The sequence below is a fragment of the Haloarchaeobius amylolyticus genome (assembly GCF_026616195.1).
Lineage (GTDB): Archaea > Halobacteriota > Halobacteria > Halobacteriales > Natrialbaceae > Haloarchaeobius > Haloarchaeobius amylolyticus.
In genome coordinates this window covers 610642-626155 of record NZ_JANHDH010000001.1, presented here as the reverse complement: position 1 = coordinate 626155, position 15514 = coordinate 610642, and the positions used below count along the sequence as shown (strand labels likewise).

General features: G+C 70.1%; 15 protein-coding genes. 10 read left to right on the top strand and 5 right to left on the bottom strand.

Going from position 1 to position 15514, the window contains the following annotated elements; translation table 11 throughout:
* The first annotated feature begins 83 nt into the window (after positions 1-83).
* Positions 84-617, top strand: a complete 534-nt coding sequence (locus tag NOV86_RS03320; protein WP_267639807.1) for a VIT1/CCC1 transporter family protein — start codon at positions 84-86, stop codon at positions 615-617.
* A gap of 59 nt (positions 618-676) precedes the next feature.
* Here NOV86_RS03320 and NOV86_RS03315 read toward each other — a convergent pair whose 3' ends face one another.
* Positions 677-961, bottom strand: a complete 285-nt coding sequence (locus NOV86_RS03315) for a hypothetical protein (protein ID WP_267639806.1) — start codon at positions 959-961, stop codon at positions 677-679.
* A gap of 50 nt (positions 962-1011) precedes the next feature.
* The gene (gene udk / locus NOV86_RS03310) at positions 1012-1743 is read right to left on the bottom strand and encodes a uridine kinase (RefSeq protein ID WP_267639805.1); all 732 of its coding nucleotides are present in this window, start codon (positions 1741-1743) and stop codon (positions 1012-1014) included.
* 226 nt (positions 1744-1969) lie between these two features.
* Between udk and NOV86_RS03305 the strand changes: the two genes are divergently transcribed.
* The 4 genes from NOV86_RS03305 to NOV86_RS03290 all read left to right on the top strand — a co-directional run bounded on the left by NOV86_RS03305 (position 1970) and on the right by NOV86_RS03290 (position 6288).
* Positions 1970-3361 carry a hypothetical protein gene (locus NOV86_RS03305; RefSeq protein WP_267639804.1) on the top strand — a complete coding sequence of 464 codons (1392 nt, stop codon included), beginning with the start codon at positions 1970-1972 and terminating at the stop codon, positions 3359-3361.
* Positions 3362-3474: 113 nt separating this feature from the next.
* Positions 3475-4263, top strand: coding sequence for a hypothetical protein (locus NOV86_RS03300; RefSeq protein ID WP_267639803.1), 789 nt, complete (start codon positions 3475-3477; stop codon positions 4261-4263).
* 73 nt (positions 4264-4336) lie between these two features.
* On the top strand, positions 4337-4975 hold the full coding sequence (locus NOV86_RS03295) for a DUF6663 family protein (RefSeq protein WP_267639802.1): 639 nt from the start codon (positions 4337-4339) through the stop codon (positions 4973-4975).
* A gap of 65 nt (positions 4976-5040) precedes the next feature.
* Entirely contained in the window at positions 5041-6288 is a 1248-nt protein-coding gene (locus NOV86_RS03290; protein ID WP_267639801.1) for an outer membrane protein assembly factor BamB family protein, read from the top strand.
* A gap of 21 nt (positions 6289-6309) precedes the next feature.
* Here the strand turns inward: NOV86_RS03290 and NOV86_RS03285 are convergent, their stop codons facing one another.
* Complete coding sequence (locus NOV86_RS03285) at positions 6310-7536, bottom strand: outer membrane protein assembly factor BamB family protein (protein ID WP_267639800.1); 1227 nt, start codon at positions 7534-7536, stop codon at positions 6310-6312.
* A gap of 105 nt (positions 7537-7641) precedes the next feature.
* Here NOV86_RS03285 and NOV86_RS03280 point away from each other — a divergent pair, with 105 nt between their 5' ends.
* The 4 genes from NOV86_RS03280 to NOV86_RS03265 all read left to right on the top strand — a co-directional run bounded on the left by NOV86_RS03280 (position 7642) and on the right by NOV86_RS03265 (position 13056).
* Complete coding sequence (locus tag NOV86_RS03280; RefSeq protein ID WP_267639799.1) at positions 7642-9006, top strand: hypothetical protein; 1365 nt, start codon at positions 7642-7644, stop codon at positions 9004-9006.
* 86 nt (positions 9007-9092) lie between these two features.
* Positions 9093-10178, top strand: coding sequence for a DUF7350 domain-containing protein (locus NOV86_RS03275; RefSeq protein ID WP_267639798.1), 1086 nt, complete (start codon positions 9093-9095; stop codon positions 10176-10178).
* 37 nt (positions 10179-10215) lie between these two features.
* On the top strand, positions 10216-11211 hold the full coding sequence (locus NOV86_RS03270; RefSeq protein WP_267639797.1) for a DUF7282 domain-containing protein: 996 nt from the start codon (positions 10216-10218) through the stop codon (positions 11209-11211).
* A 402-nt stretch (positions 11212-11613) separates the two neighbouring features.
* On the top strand, positions 11614-13056 hold the full coding sequence (locus NOV86_RS03265; RefSeq protein ID WP_267639796.1) for an FAD-binding oxidoreductase: 1443 nt from the start codon (positions 11614-11616) through the stop codon (positions 13054-13056).
* 24 nt (positions 13057-13080) lie between these two features.
* On the opposite strand, the gene fer is transcribed toward NOV86_RS03265, so the two are convergent.
* Complete coding sequence (gene fer, locus NOV86_RS03260) at positions 13081-13734, bottom strand: ferredoxin Fer (protein ID WP_267639795.1); 654 nt, start codon at positions 13732-13734, stop codon at positions 13081-13083.
* Positions 13735-13872: 138 nt separating this feature from the next.
* Here fer and NOV86_RS03255 point away from each other — a divergent pair, with 138 nt between their 5' ends.
* Positions 13873-14556, top strand: coding sequence for a carbonic anhydrase (locus tag NOV86_RS03255; RefSeq protein ID WP_267639794.1), 684 nt, complete (start codon positions 13873-13875; stop codon positions 14554-14556).
* Positions 14557-14585: 29 nt separating this feature from the next.
* Here the strand turns inward: NOV86_RS03255 and NOV86_RS03250 are convergent, their stop codons facing one another.
* A complete protein-coding gene (locus NOV86_RS03250) occupies positions 14586-15458 on the bottom strand; it encodes an alpha/beta fold hydrolase (protein ID WP_267639793.1) in 873 nt (290 codons plus the stop codon).
* Between the last annotated feature and the right edge of the window lie 56 nt (positions 15459-15514).

Genomic DNA, 15514 nt, shown 5'->3' with positions numbered 1-15514 from the left:
ACCATCGCTGATAGGGGAGACGGGAACACTGGCGACGGGGACGGGAGGGAACTTCTTGGTCGTCCGAGGAGTACACCCGGGCGATGCTGCGAGAACTGCTCGGGGACGACGTCGGGGAGTCGGGTCGCTACATCGCGGAGGTCATCTACGGGGCGAACGACGGCATCGTGACGACCTTCGCGGTGGTCTCCGGGGTCGCCGGGGCCGCGCTGGAGCCGCGCATCGTCCTCATCCTCGGCGTCGCGAACCTGCTCGCCGACGGGTTCTCGATGGGGATGAGCAACTTCCTGAGCCGGCGGTCGGAACTCGACTACGCCGAGGCACAGGGCGAGCGCCGGGACGACGACGGCAAGACCCCGGGCCGGACGGCGCTGGCGACGTTCCTCGCGTTCGTGCTCGCGGGCTGGACGCCGCTGTTGCCGTACCTGCTGTCGGCCGCCCCGCTGTTCGAACTCTCCATCGCGATGACGGCGGTGGCGTTCTTCGCGGTCGGGGCGAGTCGGAGTCTGGTCACCGACCGCTCGTGGGTCCTCAACGGCATCGAGATGCTGGTCGTCGGGATGCTGGCCGCGTCGGTTGCCTACGGCGTCGGGAACCTGCTCTCGGGGCTGGCGTAAGCGTCCAGCCCTGCGGCTGGTGGATAGGATGGAGAGAGAAGCGGGAGCGGCTGGCTGTGTTACGTCTCGGTGACGTAGCGGTACGCGCTGAGGCTGAGCATGATGACGGCCGCGACGAGGCCGAGGAAGAACAGCGACACCAGCATGCCGAAGATGGCCTGACTGAAGCCGCCACGCATCCAGCTGAAGAGGTCGTTCGCGACGTCGAGGAGGATCAGCATCACCAGCAGGACTGCCTCGGCGAGGGCGAAGGGCTTGAGCCACGCGTTGCGGGAGAGGAAGCCGTCGTCGGCCTCGTGGGGACTCCGCATCTCGGCGGCGTCAGCCTCGGTTCCAGTGCTCATGTGAACAGTGTACGCGCCCCCACGCAGATAAAAATTGCCTGTTTCTCCCGTCACCGCGGCGAGGCGGAATCGGCGTCCTCGACCGGTGGCTCGGAGGGTTCGACGGTCGTTCGGTCCTCGTGGACCTCGCGCTCCCAGGTCCGACGTTCGTCAGGGTCGGGCGCGCCCGTGTCCGTCTCGGCCTCGACCTTCTCGGTGAGCAGGTCGACGGCCATCTGGTTGGCCCCTTCGGGGATGATGACGTCGGCGTTCTTCTTCGTCGGCGCGACGAACTGCTCGTGCATCGGCTTGACCGTCGAGAGGTACTGGTCGATGACGCCGGCGAGTTCGCGCTCGCGCTCGATGACGTCGCGCCGGATGCGCCGGAGGATACGCACGTCGGCGTCGGTCTCGACGTACACCCGCAGGTCGCACATGTCGATGATGGCCTCGTTGTAGAGCGCGAAGATACCCTCGACGACGATGACGTCGGACGGTTCGACCGTCACCGTCTCCTCCTTGCGGTTGTGGACGGTGAAGTCGTACTGGGGCATCTCGATGGGCTGGCCCATCAACAGCGAGTCGAGCTGGTCGATGAGCAGCTCCCACTCGAAGGCCTCGGGATGGTCGTAGTTGAGCTCCTCGCGTTCTGCCATCGCGAGGTCTGAGTTGTCCTCGTAGTAGTTGTCGAGTGGGATGCGTGTCACGGCCTCGCCGACCGTATCGGCGACCTCGCGGGCGACAGTCGTCTTGCCTGCCCCCGTCCCGCCCGCGATGCCGATGACGAACGTCGGGATGGTCATCGTCCGTACAACGGCCGAACAGGTTTTCAAAGAATCGATTCTGGCCAGCAGCCCCCGAGGTCCGCTCTGCCCGCTGACCGCCGGGTTACTCCCGCCGCGTAAGTGTCGGACAGTCTATATTATATCGGATGCTGGCCTAGTCGCAACCGACCCTGGGACCGGCCCGCGAGCGACCCAGCCGACGCGATGGTCGCGGGCGCGAGCGTGCCGGGACCACGACGATACTATGGCAAGAAAGCATCTGACACGGCGACAGCTCCTGCGGCTGGCGGGCGGTGGCCTGGCGGTCGGGACCCTCACCGGCGCCGGCCAGGCGGCGCCCGTCGCACACGACGGCGAGATGGCGGCGGGCAGTCACCGCATCGCGGACCTGACCCCCGAGGAACCCGAGGACCTGCGGCTGGTCGTCGCCTGGGAGGAGCGCTTCAACGGCCGCGTGGTCGACGCGTACCCGGCCGACCGGACGGGCGTGCAGGCGCCGCTCCTCTCTCGCGCGCAGTACCGGGACCGCTACCCGTCGGTCGACCCGCGGGCCATCGAGGGGGCGTTCCGCGAGCAGTTCCTCGACGTGAACGCACTCTACGGCGCCTCCGGCGACCAGCCACTGCTCGACCTCACGGGCATCCGGCCGGGTGACGAGGGCCAGCTGGACCTGTTCGTCCAGCCGGTCGGCGGGCACGGCATCGTCGGTGTGACCGGGCGACTGCTTCCGGCGACGGCGACAGCGACCGCGACCACCGAATCGGCGACAGCCGAGCCCGAGGGACCCACAGAGAACACCGCACCGGAGTCCGGGCCAGCAGCGACGCCCATGGCGACGGTGCCACTCGCCGACGCGGTCACCGCGAAACTCGTCCAGACCGGCCACGTCGGCGTGGGCGAACGAGCCACGGTCGTCCTCGCGGAGGGGACGCTCCGGGAGGTGCTGGCGGCGGTGGCCGAGCGACCGGTACCACTCGACGGCGACCTCGCGACCCCGACGCTCGACTGCACGACCGACCGGTCGGTCCCCCACGTCCGGCTCACCTGGCAACTCCCCGAGACGGCGACGGTGGCGGCCGACGACGAGGCGCGCTTCGACCTGCGGTTCACGGCGGTTCCGTGCCCGACCGGGACCCGGCCGAGTCTCTCGGTGACGTCGAAGTCCTACGCCCCGCGCGAGGGGGCCCTCGTCTACATCGTCCGCGTCCGGAACGACGGCCCGGGGACCGCCCGGAACGTCCGGGTCGTCCCGCAACGCCCTCCGGGAATCGAAGGCCAGCGGCAGGCCGTCGCCGGCTTCAGTAACTGTCTCGTCGACCAGTACGGCTGGCTCGAGGTGGAGGCCCTGCGGGTCCGTCGAGGCCCCACCGTGGCGATGCTCGCCGAGTTCTCGAAGGGCGACGCCGGCGGTGGCCTGACCTACGACGAGACGTTCGACCCGACCACGGGCGTCTGGCACCTCGGGACCGTCGAACCCGGGCAGGTCTTCGAGTTGCTCCTCTGGCTCCGGGCCGGTCCCTGCGCCCAGGGCGAGGTGTTCCGCAACACCGTCGAGGTCCGGACCGACGACTGGTTCGGCAACCGCCTGCACGACCCGGCGGCCTGGACGGCGACGACCCAGACAAGCCTCTCCTGAGCCCTCCCGGGCTCGCTCTTCGTCCTGTCGCGAACTCGTATCGTCTCGCTGGGGACCATGTGTCTGTGCTAAGCGTGCGCATCCCGTAGTACACGACGTCCGGGGGGACAGACATGACGACGTACCACCGACGGCGACGGCGGTTGCTCGCCCTCCTCGGTGCCGGAGTCGGCACCAGTCTGGGGGGCGGGCGCGCCAGCGCCGCAATCCAGCCGGCAGCACAGCCAGCACGAGCGCAACCAGCACCCAGCGGGGCGCCAGCAGTCGCAGAGACACCGACCGTGGAACTCGCCTGGCAGACGACCCGAAACGGCGTCGTCCAGCCGGGCGGGCAGGCGGCCTTCGTCGACGCGGCGGACGCGTTCGGCTGTGACGGGGGCGGGCCGACGGTCGACTTTACCGGCCTCGCGGCAGGCGACTACGGGTCGGTCTGGCTGAACCTGCGGCTCGTGGGCGGAAAGGGGGCGGCACTCCTGCGGGGCCGGCCCTGCAGAGACGACGGGCCACCAGCCATCGACGCGACGGTCATCCCGATTCAGACCGAGTACGGGGTCGCCCGGCCGATGCCGGGGCAGTTCCCGCTGACGGAGGAACTCGTGCCGAGCGACCTGCTTCCCATGGTCGAGGCGACCGTCGTCCAGATCGGCGACGACGAGGGCACGCCGGTAGAGACCGTCCTCGGAGAGGGGACCATGGAGTCGGTACTGACCGACATCGCGCAGGGTAACCTCTGGGTCGGCGCTGACCCGTCGATTGCGGGAAGTTGCCTCGTCCCGGGAGCGGCCGAGACGGTCCGGGTCGACTGGGCGGTTCCGGACGATGCGAGCCTGCCGGACTGCGAGGACGCGACGCTCGCGGTCGCGCTCGGCGCCGAGGCCATCGCCTGCGAACCGCCCGCGTAGCGACGCCCCGACTCGCTGCTCGCCTCGCCCGCGAACGCGACGCTTACCCGTCCCGACACACAACGACTCGGGTATGACCACCACCAGCGGTCGCTTCCGGGTGCTCGCCAACCCGCGCGAGGACGACGTCTGGACGTTCGTCTCGCTCCCCGAGGACCCCACAGAGCCGACCGAGGACGCCTACGAACTGGTCGACGTGGCCCACGCCGGCCACGGCGACCTCGACGAGACCGTCGCGAACCTCCGGCCGGGCTACGTCGTCGCGGCCGACCTCTCGTGGGCCACCGAGGACCCGACCGTCGAATCGCTCACCGTCGAGAAGCGCACGCTCTACGCCCACGCCGACGGTGTGACCAACCTGTTCGAGGCCGCCCAGGACGCCTGGCAGAACGCCCGCGCCCAGGGCGAGTCGATGGCCTCGCAGGTCACCCGCGACACCGACGGCGCGGTCAACGGCGTGCTCTACGTCTTCGGGGAACCGCCGGGCGCCGGCGACCTCTACGAGGAGTTCGTCTCGGGGCGCCGGCCCATCGAACCCCTCGTGGCCCGGGTGAACGAGAACGAGGAGCCGGGCGACCGCGAGGTGTTCGTACTGCGGCCCGCCGGCGAGGAGTTCGTCGTGGTCTACATCGCGCTGGCGAAAGAGGGCCTGCTCGCCGATACGGTCCGGGACACCTACGACCTGTCGCGGCCGGACGAACCGCTGGCCTGAGCACCGGCCGCCGACACATCCGGTATCCGAGAAGACTTTTGGCCCGTCCGGCCGCGTGCTGTGCTATGTCCATCCCCTCCCGCGCCCGCCGGCCATCCACCGCCTGCCGGTCACATCCTCGCCGGTCACTCTCGCGTCGCTCCCTCCTCGCCACCGTCGGCGCCGGCCTCACGACCGCCCTCGCCGGCTGTTCGCAGTTGTCCTCTTCCACCTCCTGCTCGACCGTCACGCCCGGTGCCGGTGACTGGCCACAGGTCGGCCACGACGCGCGCCACACCGGAGCCGACACCACGCTTCCGGACGTCCCGGCCGGCGGCGTCCACTGGCGCACCGACCTCGGTGACGACCTCGACCCGGCGGGCGTCGCGGTCGACGGCGACAAGGTCGTCGTGGGCGGCCGGCGCGCGCCGAACGCCGGCTTCCTCGGCCAGTGGTCGCTCGGCGACGGGGAGACGCTGGAAACGACAGACCTGGACGCCCGCGTGACCGGCCCGCCCGTGCTGACCGGCGACATTGTCCTCGTCTGCTGCACGGCCCCGGACGGGACGAACACGCTCCGCGCGTACGACCGAGCGTGGAACGAATGGTGGCGCCGTCCTCGCGGCGGCTCCCACGCCCAGCCGACACCTACAGTCGCCGGGTCGACGGTGTACGGTGGCGACAGCGACGGGACGGTCTTCGCACTCGACGCGGCTGACGGTACGCCGCGCTGGGAGCGGACCTTCGGCGACGAGCGACAGGGCGGCGCGGTCCACGCCCCGGTGACGGTCGGGGACGCCGGCGTGTACGTCCCGGTCGCCTCCTCGCGCGAGCAGGGCATCTACTGCCTGTCGCCCGAGGACGGACAGACGAGGTGGCAGCAGGAGTGGGTCGACGTGCAGTCGGTGATGGCGCTGACCGACGACCTGCTCCTGGTCAGCTACCCCTCCTACGAGGTCGCCGCGTTCGACGCCGAGACGGGCGAGCGCCGCTGGTCGACCGGACTGGACAGCCGCCGCATCTCGCCGCCGACCGTCGCCGACGACACCGTCGTCGTCGCGGACGAGACGGGCCTGTACGGCCTCGACGTCGCCACCGGGAAGCGACGCTGGAAGCGCACGACGGACGCGACAGCGTTCGCCAGGCCAGTCGTCGCGGGTGACACCGTCGTCGCCCAGACGACCGATGGCCTGGTCGGCTGTTCGGTATCGACCGGGAAGCGGCGCTGGACTGTCGAGGAGAGCTCCGGCGTCCCGGTCGTGCCCGTCGAGCACGGGTTCGTCTTCAGTCCGGAACCCAATGCGCTCGCCGTCTACACCGGCTGTCGGTCGTGACGGAGGCCGCTCGCCTCGACGTCACGCCTCGAACGCCAGTCGCTGCACCCGCCCGTCCGTGTAGATGACGTAGATCTCCTCGCGGCCGTCGTCGTCCGTGTCGGCCAGCACCGGGTGCGCGAGCACGTCCACGTCGCGGCCGTGGCTCGCCAGCACGTCGCCCGAGTCCGGCGCGACGACCGAGACGCCGCCGTCGTTGCTCGCGACCACGAGTTCGGCCGTGCCGTCGCCGTCCACGTCGCCCAGCACCGGCGGCGGCATCATGGTGACCTTCTCGGTCTCGACGGTGCTCTCCCACCGGACCGAGCCGTCGCGGCCGTCGAGGGCGACCAGCGAGCCGTCGCCCGCGGTGGCGAAGACGGTCGGGACGCCGTCGACCTCCCCCACGGCGTGGACCGCCGAGAGGAGCTTCCGGTCGTGCTGCCACTCCGGCTCGCCGGTCCGGCCGTCGACCGCGGCGACCTGTCCCTGCTGGGTGCCGACGACGAGTTCGCGGGCCGGGTCCGAATCGAGCTGGCCGGTCGTCATCCAGGTGACCGCGTCCGCGACTGTGGTCTCCCAGACGGCCGCGCCGTCGGCGTCGTAGGCCGCGAGGACGCCGTCCCGGCCCGCGATGGCGACCTCGGTGTGGCCGTCGCCGTCGAGGTCGGCGACGGCGGGCGTCGCCCAGACGTATGTCGAGCGGTTCACCGACCAGACGACCGCGCCGGCCTGCGAGCGCGCCTGGACGAGTCCCCGGACGTCCGCGACCAGCGTCTCCGGGGCGGCGTCGCCGGTGACGTTCGCCACGATAGGCTTCGAGTAGCCGTAGGCCGACAGCGGGTAGCGGTCCTCGACCGTCCCCGTCAGTGGGTCGTAGGCGACGAGGTCTCGCTCGGTCGTCGTCGCGAGGACCGACCGGGCGCCGTCGCCGTCGTGGTCGACCACGGACGGGTCCGCGACCGAGTGGGTGGTGCAGTTCGCGGCGGGGACCGGGTCGCGCCACCGTTCTGTCCCGGTCTCGGCGTCGAGCGCGACGAGGGCGCAGTTGTCGTAGGCGTTGGTCGAACTGACCGGCGCGAAGACCAGTGGCTCGCCGTCGACGACCGCGACCGCCGGCTCGTGGTGGTTGCTCCCGCCCGCGACCGTGGTGTCGCTCGTCCACGCGACCGTGAGGTCGCCGCCCTGGCCGCCGGAGAGGCCGACGTAGGCGACCCCGACGAGGCCGGCGACGATGACGAGCAGGGCGACGAGCGTGCGGGTGCGCATCGTGCTGGCGGTTCGGGACACGCTGGAAAAACGTTGCCCGTCCGCAGCCGCGATTCGACCGGCGAACCAACGGGATTTTGAGGGGTGCGGGCAGACTCGCTGGCAATGAGTCGGCTCACCCGTCTGCTGACCGCCGTGGTGGTCGCGTCGCTGGCGCTCGTCGCGCCGGTCAGCGCCCACGGGAACACGTCGGTCGCGCCGCCGATTCCCCCGATGCTGCTGTTCCTGGGGGCCGGCGGTGCCGTCCTGGCGACCGCGGTCGTCGTGAGCCGGCTGGACACGGAACCCGTGGGGGGCGAGGACGTGCTGGTCCGGGTCCCCGCCGGAATCGGCGAGGGACTCCGACTGGTGGCTCGCACCGCCTTCCTCGTCGGGTTCCTCGTGGCCATCTACACCGGCCTGACCGGGCCCCAGACCCCACAGGAGTTCGCGACCGTGTTCGTCTGGCCGGTCTGGTTCAAGGGCCTGCTCGTCGTCTCGGCAGTGGTCGGGAGCCCCTGGCGGTCGCTCTCGCCGTGGGAGACGCTGTACGACCTGCTCGCGCGACTGGAGGGCGACGAGCCCGCCCTCGGCGAGTACCCTGCCACGTTGGGGACCTGGCCGGCGGCCTTCGGCTTCCTCGTCCTCGTCGGCTTCGCGGAGAACCTCAGCGCGGTGCCGACGAGCCCCCGGCTGACCGCGGTCACCGTCGCCCTGTACGCGACAGTCATGCTGGTCGGGGGCGTGGTCTGGGGTCGCGAGTGGTTCGCGAAGGCCGACCCGCTGGCCGCGTTCTACCGACTCGTGGGGCGGGTCGCCCCGCTCTCGATCCGCCGGGCCGACTCGGGCGAGGCGTTCCACGTCGTCCAGACCTCGCCGTGGCGTGCCTGCAGCGAGGCCCTCCCGGACCGCGGTTCGGCCGCCCTCGCGGTCGCGGCGGTCTACACCGTGAGCTTCGACGGGCTGGAGGCGACGCCCGAGTACCAGCAACTCCGGTTCTGGACGCTGGAGACGCTCGGGCTCGGCGTCTACACGAAGCTCCTGCTCTACGTCGGCGGCTTCGTCGCGTTCCTCGCGCTGTTCTGGTTCACGGTCCGGGTCGCGGCCGGCCTCGGCGACGGGAATCCCCGGCGGGCGACGCTGGCCTTCGGCGCGACCCTGCTGCCCATCGCGGTCGGCTACGACCTCGCACACAACTACCCCTACGTCCTCCGGAACCTGCTGACGTTCGTCGAACTGGCGACCCAGCAGCCGGTGGCCGCGACGCCCCTCGCACTCGTCCCGCCGGCCGCCATCTGGGGGACCGAGGTGGTGCTGGTCGTCGCTGGCCACGTCGCTGCCGTACTCGCCGCCCACGCGGTGTCGCTCCGGGTGTTCGGCTCGCTCGACCTGGCGCGACGCGGGCACGCCCCCATGGTCGTCCTGATGCTCGGGTACACCGTGCTGTCGCTGTGGGTGTTCTCCCGCCCCGTGGTCACGACGGTCGCCTGACCCGCAGGCTGGCCGTTCCCGCCCGCTTCCGGCAGTTCGACCCGTGAACCACAACGGTTTTTTGCAACTTCTCGCTACACCGCACCATGCGACGCCGCCGACTCCTCCGCGCCCTCCCCGCGGCCGCACTCCCCGGTGTGGCCGGCTGTCTCGGTGACGGTTCCACCGGGACCGAGACGGCAACCACGACCAGTCCCCCGACGACCAGCCCGCCGACGACGAGCGCGCCGGACGGTCCCGCCGGCGTCTACGTCCAGTCCTTCCGCGAGGGCATGGCCACGTTCGGGCCAGTGACCGAGGGCGACTACACCTTCGCCCTCCTGCTCGCGGTCCCCCACGACTTCTGGACCGTCACCGGCACCGAGCGCTCCCCCAAGAAGAAGTCCGACGAGCACGCCGTCCACCTGATGGCACAGGTCTGGCACGAGGAGAGCGGGCAGGTCCTCGCCGACACCAGCCTCTCCGTCGAGCTCCTCCAGGACGGCGAACTCGTCAGCGAGGAGGTCATCTACCCGATGCTCTCCCAGCGGATGGGATTCCACTACGGCGGCAACTTCTCGCTCCCCGGCGACGGCAGCTACACCGCGAGACTGTCCGTCGCTGGCGTCCAGATCGGGCGCATGGGCTCGTTCGCGGACAAGTTCGGCGAGCCCGCGACCGCCGAGGTCGACTTCGAGTTCGACGAGCAGGTCCGGGAGAAGATGACCGTCACGGACCTCGAGGCCGCCGGCCAAAAGGGCGCCATCCGGCCGATGGAGATGGGGATGATGCCCATCGGCATCGCCCCGGAACCCGAGGACCTCCCCGGGATGACCATCGGGACGAAGCGGGTCGACGACGCCGACCTCGTCACGAAGGCCGTCGTGGGCGGCCGCTTCGCCGACTCGGACCAGGCGTACCTCTACGTCTCCGCGCGGACGCCCTACAACGACCTGCTGTTGCCGATGATGGGCCTCGACGCGACCGTCACCCGGGACGGCGAGACACTGTACGAGGGCAAGCTCGCCCGGGCCATCGACCCCGAGCTCCACTACCACTACGGCGCCACGATGCCCGTGGTCGAATCGGGCGACGAGGTCCAGCTGACCGTCACCGTGCCGCCGCAGGTCGCCCGACACGAGGGGTACGAGCGCGCGTTCCTCCAGATGGACGGCGCGACCCTGCGCGTCTAGCGATAACCCTTTTTTCGTGGAATCCGCAGGTGCGAGCATGCGCCGCCCCCTCGCCCTCCTCCTCGGTCTGGTGGTGGTCGCCGCAGCGGTCACGGCCGTCGTGACGCCGGCGGCCGCCCACGGGAACCACCTGAGCGTCGACGCGCAGGTCTCCAGCGACGGCACCATCGTCGTCGAATCGATGTTCATGACCAACCCCGGTCACCTCGTCGTCCACCAGGACCGCGACGGGTCCATCGGCCCGCCACTCGGCCACGCCAGCGTCTCGCAGGGCTTCCACTCGGACTTCGAGGTCGCCGTCGACGACGAGTACTGGGCCGACCAGAACGGCACCCGCACGTACTGGCTCGTCCTGCACCGCGACGACGGCGACGGCGAGTTCGAGCCCGGCAGCGACACGCCCATCCAGGGCATCGCCGGCCAGTACGCCGGCCAGCAGGTCACCGTCGGCAAGAGCGCCGACGGCGCGGTCCGGGTCGTCACCGGCGGGTTCACCACCCAGCGCGTCGACAGCGCCGCCGTGACGGTCCGTGGCGTCGACCTCGACCGGCCCGGCTACGTCGCCCTCCGGAACGTCACCGACGACGGCACGACCGGCGAGGTCGTCGGCACGAAGCGCCTCGATGCGGGCTCGCACGACAACGTGAGCGTGGCCGTCTCGGAGTCGTTCTTCGGCTCGCTCGCGACCGGCGAGACCGCGGAACTCGAGGCCATCCTCCACGCGGCCGACGGTGACGGCGAGTTCACTGTCGACGGGGACCAGCCCATCCGCGTCGGCGAGGAGACGGTCAGCTCCCGGTTCGACGTCAAGAAGGTCCAGAACGCGCAGGCGACCACGCAACCGCTCATCAACACGCCCGAACCCACGACGACGGGTGCCACGACCGGCCAGTCGTCGGCGACCGCCACGGGCCCCACCGCGGAGACCGGTGGCGCTGGCGGCGACTCCCAGAGCGCGGTTCCCGGCTTCACCGGTATCGCGACCGTAGTCGCCCTCGTCGCCGGGGCGCTGGTCTGGCGACGACGGGACTGACTGCTGCGACGCCTGCTGGCCTGCCTTCTTCACTGCCGACCCATCGTGATGTGCTTCCCGGGGCTATCTGCGACCACACCCAATGACAATAATACTCGATAATATTGTTTTGTCGTCGTAATAAGAAGGTTTATCTACCTTGTCTGGACTCTCTCAGGTAATGGCAGTTCGACAACCCCCCGCAGAACCGGTCTTCGATTGCCCGGACTGTGCTGGCAGCGTCAGTATCGTAGACAACTACCTGAAGTGCGAAGCGTGCGGCTACGCCCCCCGTCACGCCGCGGACTGAGCGACGAGACGGCCTCTCTCCTGCGTTTTTCCACGGTTCCAGACAGTTTTCTGTCTGATTCTGTCCTGTCGTAAGGGCGGACCCTGATTCGCGACCGTCCCCTAGATTCGCGTATGCCCGTCAAACGACGGACTCCAGACCCCGACAGGGAGCCGACGACCTCGGTCCCCGCGGGTGCGCTGGAGTCGTTCGCGGCGACCGTTCGCGGTGCAGTACTGGCTCCCGGCGACGAGGCGTACGAGGAAGCACGCCGGGTCTGGAACGGGATGATCGACCGACGGCCGGCCGTCATCGTGCGCTGTTCGGGCGTCGCCGATGTGGTCGCAGCCGTGGGGTTCGCCCGCGAGGAGGGACTGTCGCTGGCGGTCCGCGGCGGCGGCCACAACGTCGCCGGGACCGCCGTCTGCGACGACGGCCTCGTCGTGGACCTCTCGGCGATGACCGGCGTCCACGTCGACCCTGACGCGCAGACGGTCCGCGCCGAGGGCGGGGCGACGCTGGGTGACGTCGACCGGGAGACGCAGCTGTTCGGGCTGGCCACGCCCCTCGGGGTCGTCAGCAAGACCGGCATCGCCGGCCTGACGCTCAACGGCGGGCTCGGGCACCTGCGCCGGCAGTTCGGCCTATCATGTGACAACCTCGTCTCGGCCGAGGTCGTCACGGCCGCCGGCGAGGTCCTGACCGCCAGCGCGGCCGAGCACCCGGACCTCTTCTGGGCACTGCAGGGTGGCGGCGGGAACTTCGGCGTCGTCACCTCGTTCGAGTTCGCCTGCCACGAGGTCGGCCCCGAGGTCTCCGGGCTGTTCGTCCTCCACGCCGCCGACCACGCGACGGAGGTGTTCCAGCTCCTGCGCGAGTTCGCGGCCGACGCACCCGAGGAGGCGGCCGTCATCCCCTTCCTCGGGTTCGTGCCGGAACTCGAGGCGGTCCCGCCCGAGCAGTGGGGCGACCCGATGGTCGCCGTCCTCGGCTGCCACCTCGACCCGGGCGACGCTGGCGCGGCCGTCCTCGAACCCTTCCGCGAGGTCGGGACGCCCATCGCCGACCTGAGTGGCCCGATGGCCTACACCGACCTCCAGTCGATGCTCGACGAGGACTACCCCGACGGGCTCAACTACTACTGGAAGGCGACGTACCTCGACGACCTGGACGACGAACTCGTCGACCTGCTGGTGGAGCGCTGGCGGGCGAGTCCCTCGACGCTCTCGACCGTCGACGTCTGGCAACTCGGCGGTGCCATCGCGGACCGGCCCCAGGACGCGAGCGCGTTCTGGCACCGGGACAGGAGCTACCTGCTCACCTTCGAGGCGAACTGGGAGGACCCGGCCGACACCGACGCGAACGTCGCCTGGGCGCGCGAGAGCATCGACGCGGTCCGGCGGCTGGCGGGGGCGGTCGGCGGGTACGGGAACTTCCCGGGCTTCCACGAGGACCCGTCCCAGACGCTGTTCGGGGACAACCTCGACCGACTGGTCGCCGTCAAGACGCGGTACGACCCGGAGAACCTGTTCCGCCTCAACCAGAACGTTCAGCCGCGTACGGACGCGTCGCACTGACCCGGTTCGGCGGTTTCCTCGTCCTCAGTTCGGCCGGGGCGGGAGCCAGAGGTCCTCGAGTTCGGGCAGGTGCTTGACGTTGAAGACGACCTGCATCGTCTCCGTGGTCGGGGTCCCGATGCAGGAGAGGACGATGCCCTTCTCCGAGAGTTCGGGCGGGATGACGTGGTCGACGAACACCTCCATCTCGCCCTCGACGACCGCGACCGCGCAGTTCGCGCAGGCGCCGCCGCGACAGGAGAACGGCCACGACCGGTCGGCGTCCTCGGCGGCCTCGAGGAGGGAGTCGTCGCCGGTCACGACGAAGTAGCCGTGGTCCGAATCGTCCAGCCCCGCCTTGCGCGCCTTCTCGAAGAGGTCCTCGTCGTCCAGCGACCAGCCGTAGTCGTCGAGCACCTGGTACTCGAGGTACTCGACCTCGGTCTGGAACTCCTCGGGCGCGGCCGGCTCGGGCTCGGGCTCCGGGCGCGGGCGCGGCCCGCGCTTCCCGTTCTCCTTCTGCCAGGCCTCGACCTCCCCGGACGAGATGGCCTCGTAGGCGTCCTTCACGCGCTGGAACTCGCGTTTCGACCCGCCCTGGTCCGGGTGGGTCTCCATCGCCCGCTGCCGGTAGGCCTGGCGGACCTCGTCCTCGTCGGCCTCCTGGCTGACACCGAGGATCTCGAAGGGAGAGTCCACAGCCACAGTAGCGACAACAGCCCCTTAAATCGCTCTCACCCGGCACGGCTCGTACCCTGCCGGACTCTTTAAAAAAGACCTGCGCAACGTTTAACGGGAAGGGCAGGTGCTATAACCCGGACGCGTCTCATGTGTGGCATGAACGAGACGGTCGTGGACCTCCTGGCGGACAATCTCGAGCACGCCAGGGAGTTCGAGTCACGCTTCGACGAGGTACAGGACGCCCAGTTCCCGGACGCCGTCACGGTCTGTTGTTCGGACTCACGGGTCCTGCAGGACCACATGTGGGGCAACGACCAGCCCGGGCGCCTCTTCACCTGTGGCAACATCGGCAACCGCGTGATCCAGCGGACCGAGGCGGGCGAGGTCGTCGCCGGCGACGTGCTCTACCCGGTCGCACACACCGGGACGGAGACGGTCATCGTCGTGGGCCACACCGGCTGTGGCGCGGTCACGGCCACCTACGACTTCCTCGCCGGGAAGGGCGGGTCCGAGCCGGCCGGTATCGAGCACTGTATCGGTATCCTCGCACCGCACCTGGAGGAGGGCGTCGAGTCGCTGCCCGACGACCGTGGCCGCGCCGAGTCCATCAACTCGCTCGTCGAGTACAACGTCGACCAGCAGGTCCAGTTCCTCCTCGACAGCGACGACGTCCCCGACGACGTCGACGTGGTCGGCGTGGTCTACGACTTCCAGGACGTCTACGACGGCAAGCGCGGCGAGGTCCACGTCGTCAACGTCAACGGGGAGCGACGTGCGGGGGAACTCTGCGAGTCCGAACCGGCCCTCGAGGGGCGCATCCAGCGGCTCTGGGAGTACTGAGCAGCGTCGCTATCGAGGCTCGGACGGCCTCACCCGGCCGCCGACGCGGCATCGTCTCCCGCCTCCGGGCCGGCCCGGTCGTCCCGCCGGGACACCCGGGCCGCGAACTCCCGCACTGCGGCCGTGAAGTACTCCGGGTCGTCGAGGTTCGACGCGTGCCCCGCACCCGGGACCACGTCGACCTCGCAGTCCGCGAGCGTCTCGGCGAACTCCTTCGCGTGGCGCTTTACGAACCCCAGTTCCTGCTCGCCGTAGATGACGAGCGTCGGGACCGTGACCGTCTCGAGGTCGAGCGGGTACTCGTGTGCCCGCGACATCGACCTGATGACCTTCGTGAACTCCGGGGTGGTGATGGTCGGGCCGTCCTCGCGCAGTCGCTCGACCGCCTCGTAGTCGCCACTCGCGCCCGTCGAGACCCGTTCGGAGACCCAGACGTTGAGTCGCTCCAGTCGCTCGATACCCAGCACACGGACCAGCGGGACGAAGGCGTTCATCGCGACCCGCCGGAGGAACCACTCGCTCCGGGTGTGGATGGTGGGCGCGAAGGTATCCACGAGTACCAGCCCGGAGAGCCGGTCGGGATACCGGACGGCGTAGGCCTGCGCCACGAGGCCACCCATCGAGTGCCCGCAGACGATGGGCCGCTCCAGGCCGAGCGCCGTGACGAGTTCGTGCAGGTCGCTCGCGTAGAGGGCCACGTCGTAGCGGTCGCGACTCGACCCCCCGGTCCGGCCGTGCCCGCGAACGTCGTAGACCACGGTCGTGAAGTCCCCACGCAGGGCGGCCACCTGGTCGGCCCACATCCCCGAATCGACGATGGACCCGTGGACGAACACGATGGCGGGACCGTCCCCTCGTCGTTCGTAGTAGGTCTCGATGTCGTTCGTCCGTACTGTCGGCATGGGGGCTAGAGAGGCGTGCTGGAGATATCAACGTATGCGAGGTTCTCGCACGGAGA

Bases quoted from the DNA above. Each gene is read 5' to 3' on its own strand.
- NOV86_RS03300 (WP_267639803.1), top strand. From the start codon at position 3,475: ATGACGACGTACCACCGACGGCGACGGCGGTTGCTCGCCCTCCTCGGT.
- NOV86_RS03315 (WP_267639806.1), bottom strand. From the start codon at position 961: ATGAGCACTGGAACCGAGGCTGACGCCGCCGAGATGCGGAGTCCCCAC.
- NOV86_RS03295 (WP_267639802.1), top strand. From the start codon at position 4,337: ATGACCACCACCAGCGGTCGCTTCCGGGTGCTCGCCAACCCGCGCGAG.
- NOV86_RS03290 (WP_267639801.1), top strand. From the start codon at position 5,041: ATGTCCATCCCCTCCCGCGCCCGCCGGCCATCCACCGCCTGCCGGTCA.
- NOV86_RS03280 (WP_267639799.1), top strand. From the start codon at position 7,642: ATGAGTCGGCTCACCCGTCTGCTGACCGCCGTGGTGGTCGCGTCGCTG.
- NOV86_RS03250 (WP_267639793.1), bottom strand. From the start codon at position 15,458: ATGCCGACAGTACGGACGAACGACATCGAGACCTACTACGAACGACGA.
- NOV86_RS03305 (WP_267639804.1), top strand. From the start codon at position 1,970: ATGGCAAGAAAGCATCTGACACGGCGACAGCTCCTGCGGCTGGCGGGC.
- NOV86_RS03320 (WP_267639807.1), top strand. From the start codon at position 84: ATGCTGCGAGAACTGCTCGGGGACGACGTCGGGGAGTCGGGTCGCTAC.
- NOV86_RS03275 (WP_267639798.1), top strand. From the start codon at position 9,093: ATGCGACGCCGCCGACTCCTCCGCGCCCTCCCCGCGGCCGCACTCCCC.
- udk (WP_267639805.1), bottom strand. From the start codon at position 1,743: ATGACCATCCCGACGTTCGTCATCGGCATCGCGGGCGGGACGGGGGCA.
- NOV86_RS03255 (WP_267639794.1), top strand. From the start codon at position 13,873: ATGAACGAGACGGTCGTGGACCTCCTGGCGGACAATCTCGAGCACGCC.
- NOV86_RS03265 (WP_267639796.1), top strand. From the start codon at position 11,614: ATGCCCGTCAAACGACGGACTCCAGACCCCGACAGGGAGCCGACGACC.
- NOV86_RS03285 (WP_267639800.1), bottom strand. From the start codon at position 7,536: ATGCGCACCCGCACGCTCGTCGCCCTGCTCGTCATCGTCGCCGGCCTC.
- NOV86_RS03270 (WP_267639797.1), top strand. From the start codon at position 10,216: ATGCGCCGCCCCCTCGCCCTCCTCCTCGGTCTGGTGGTGGTCGCCGCA.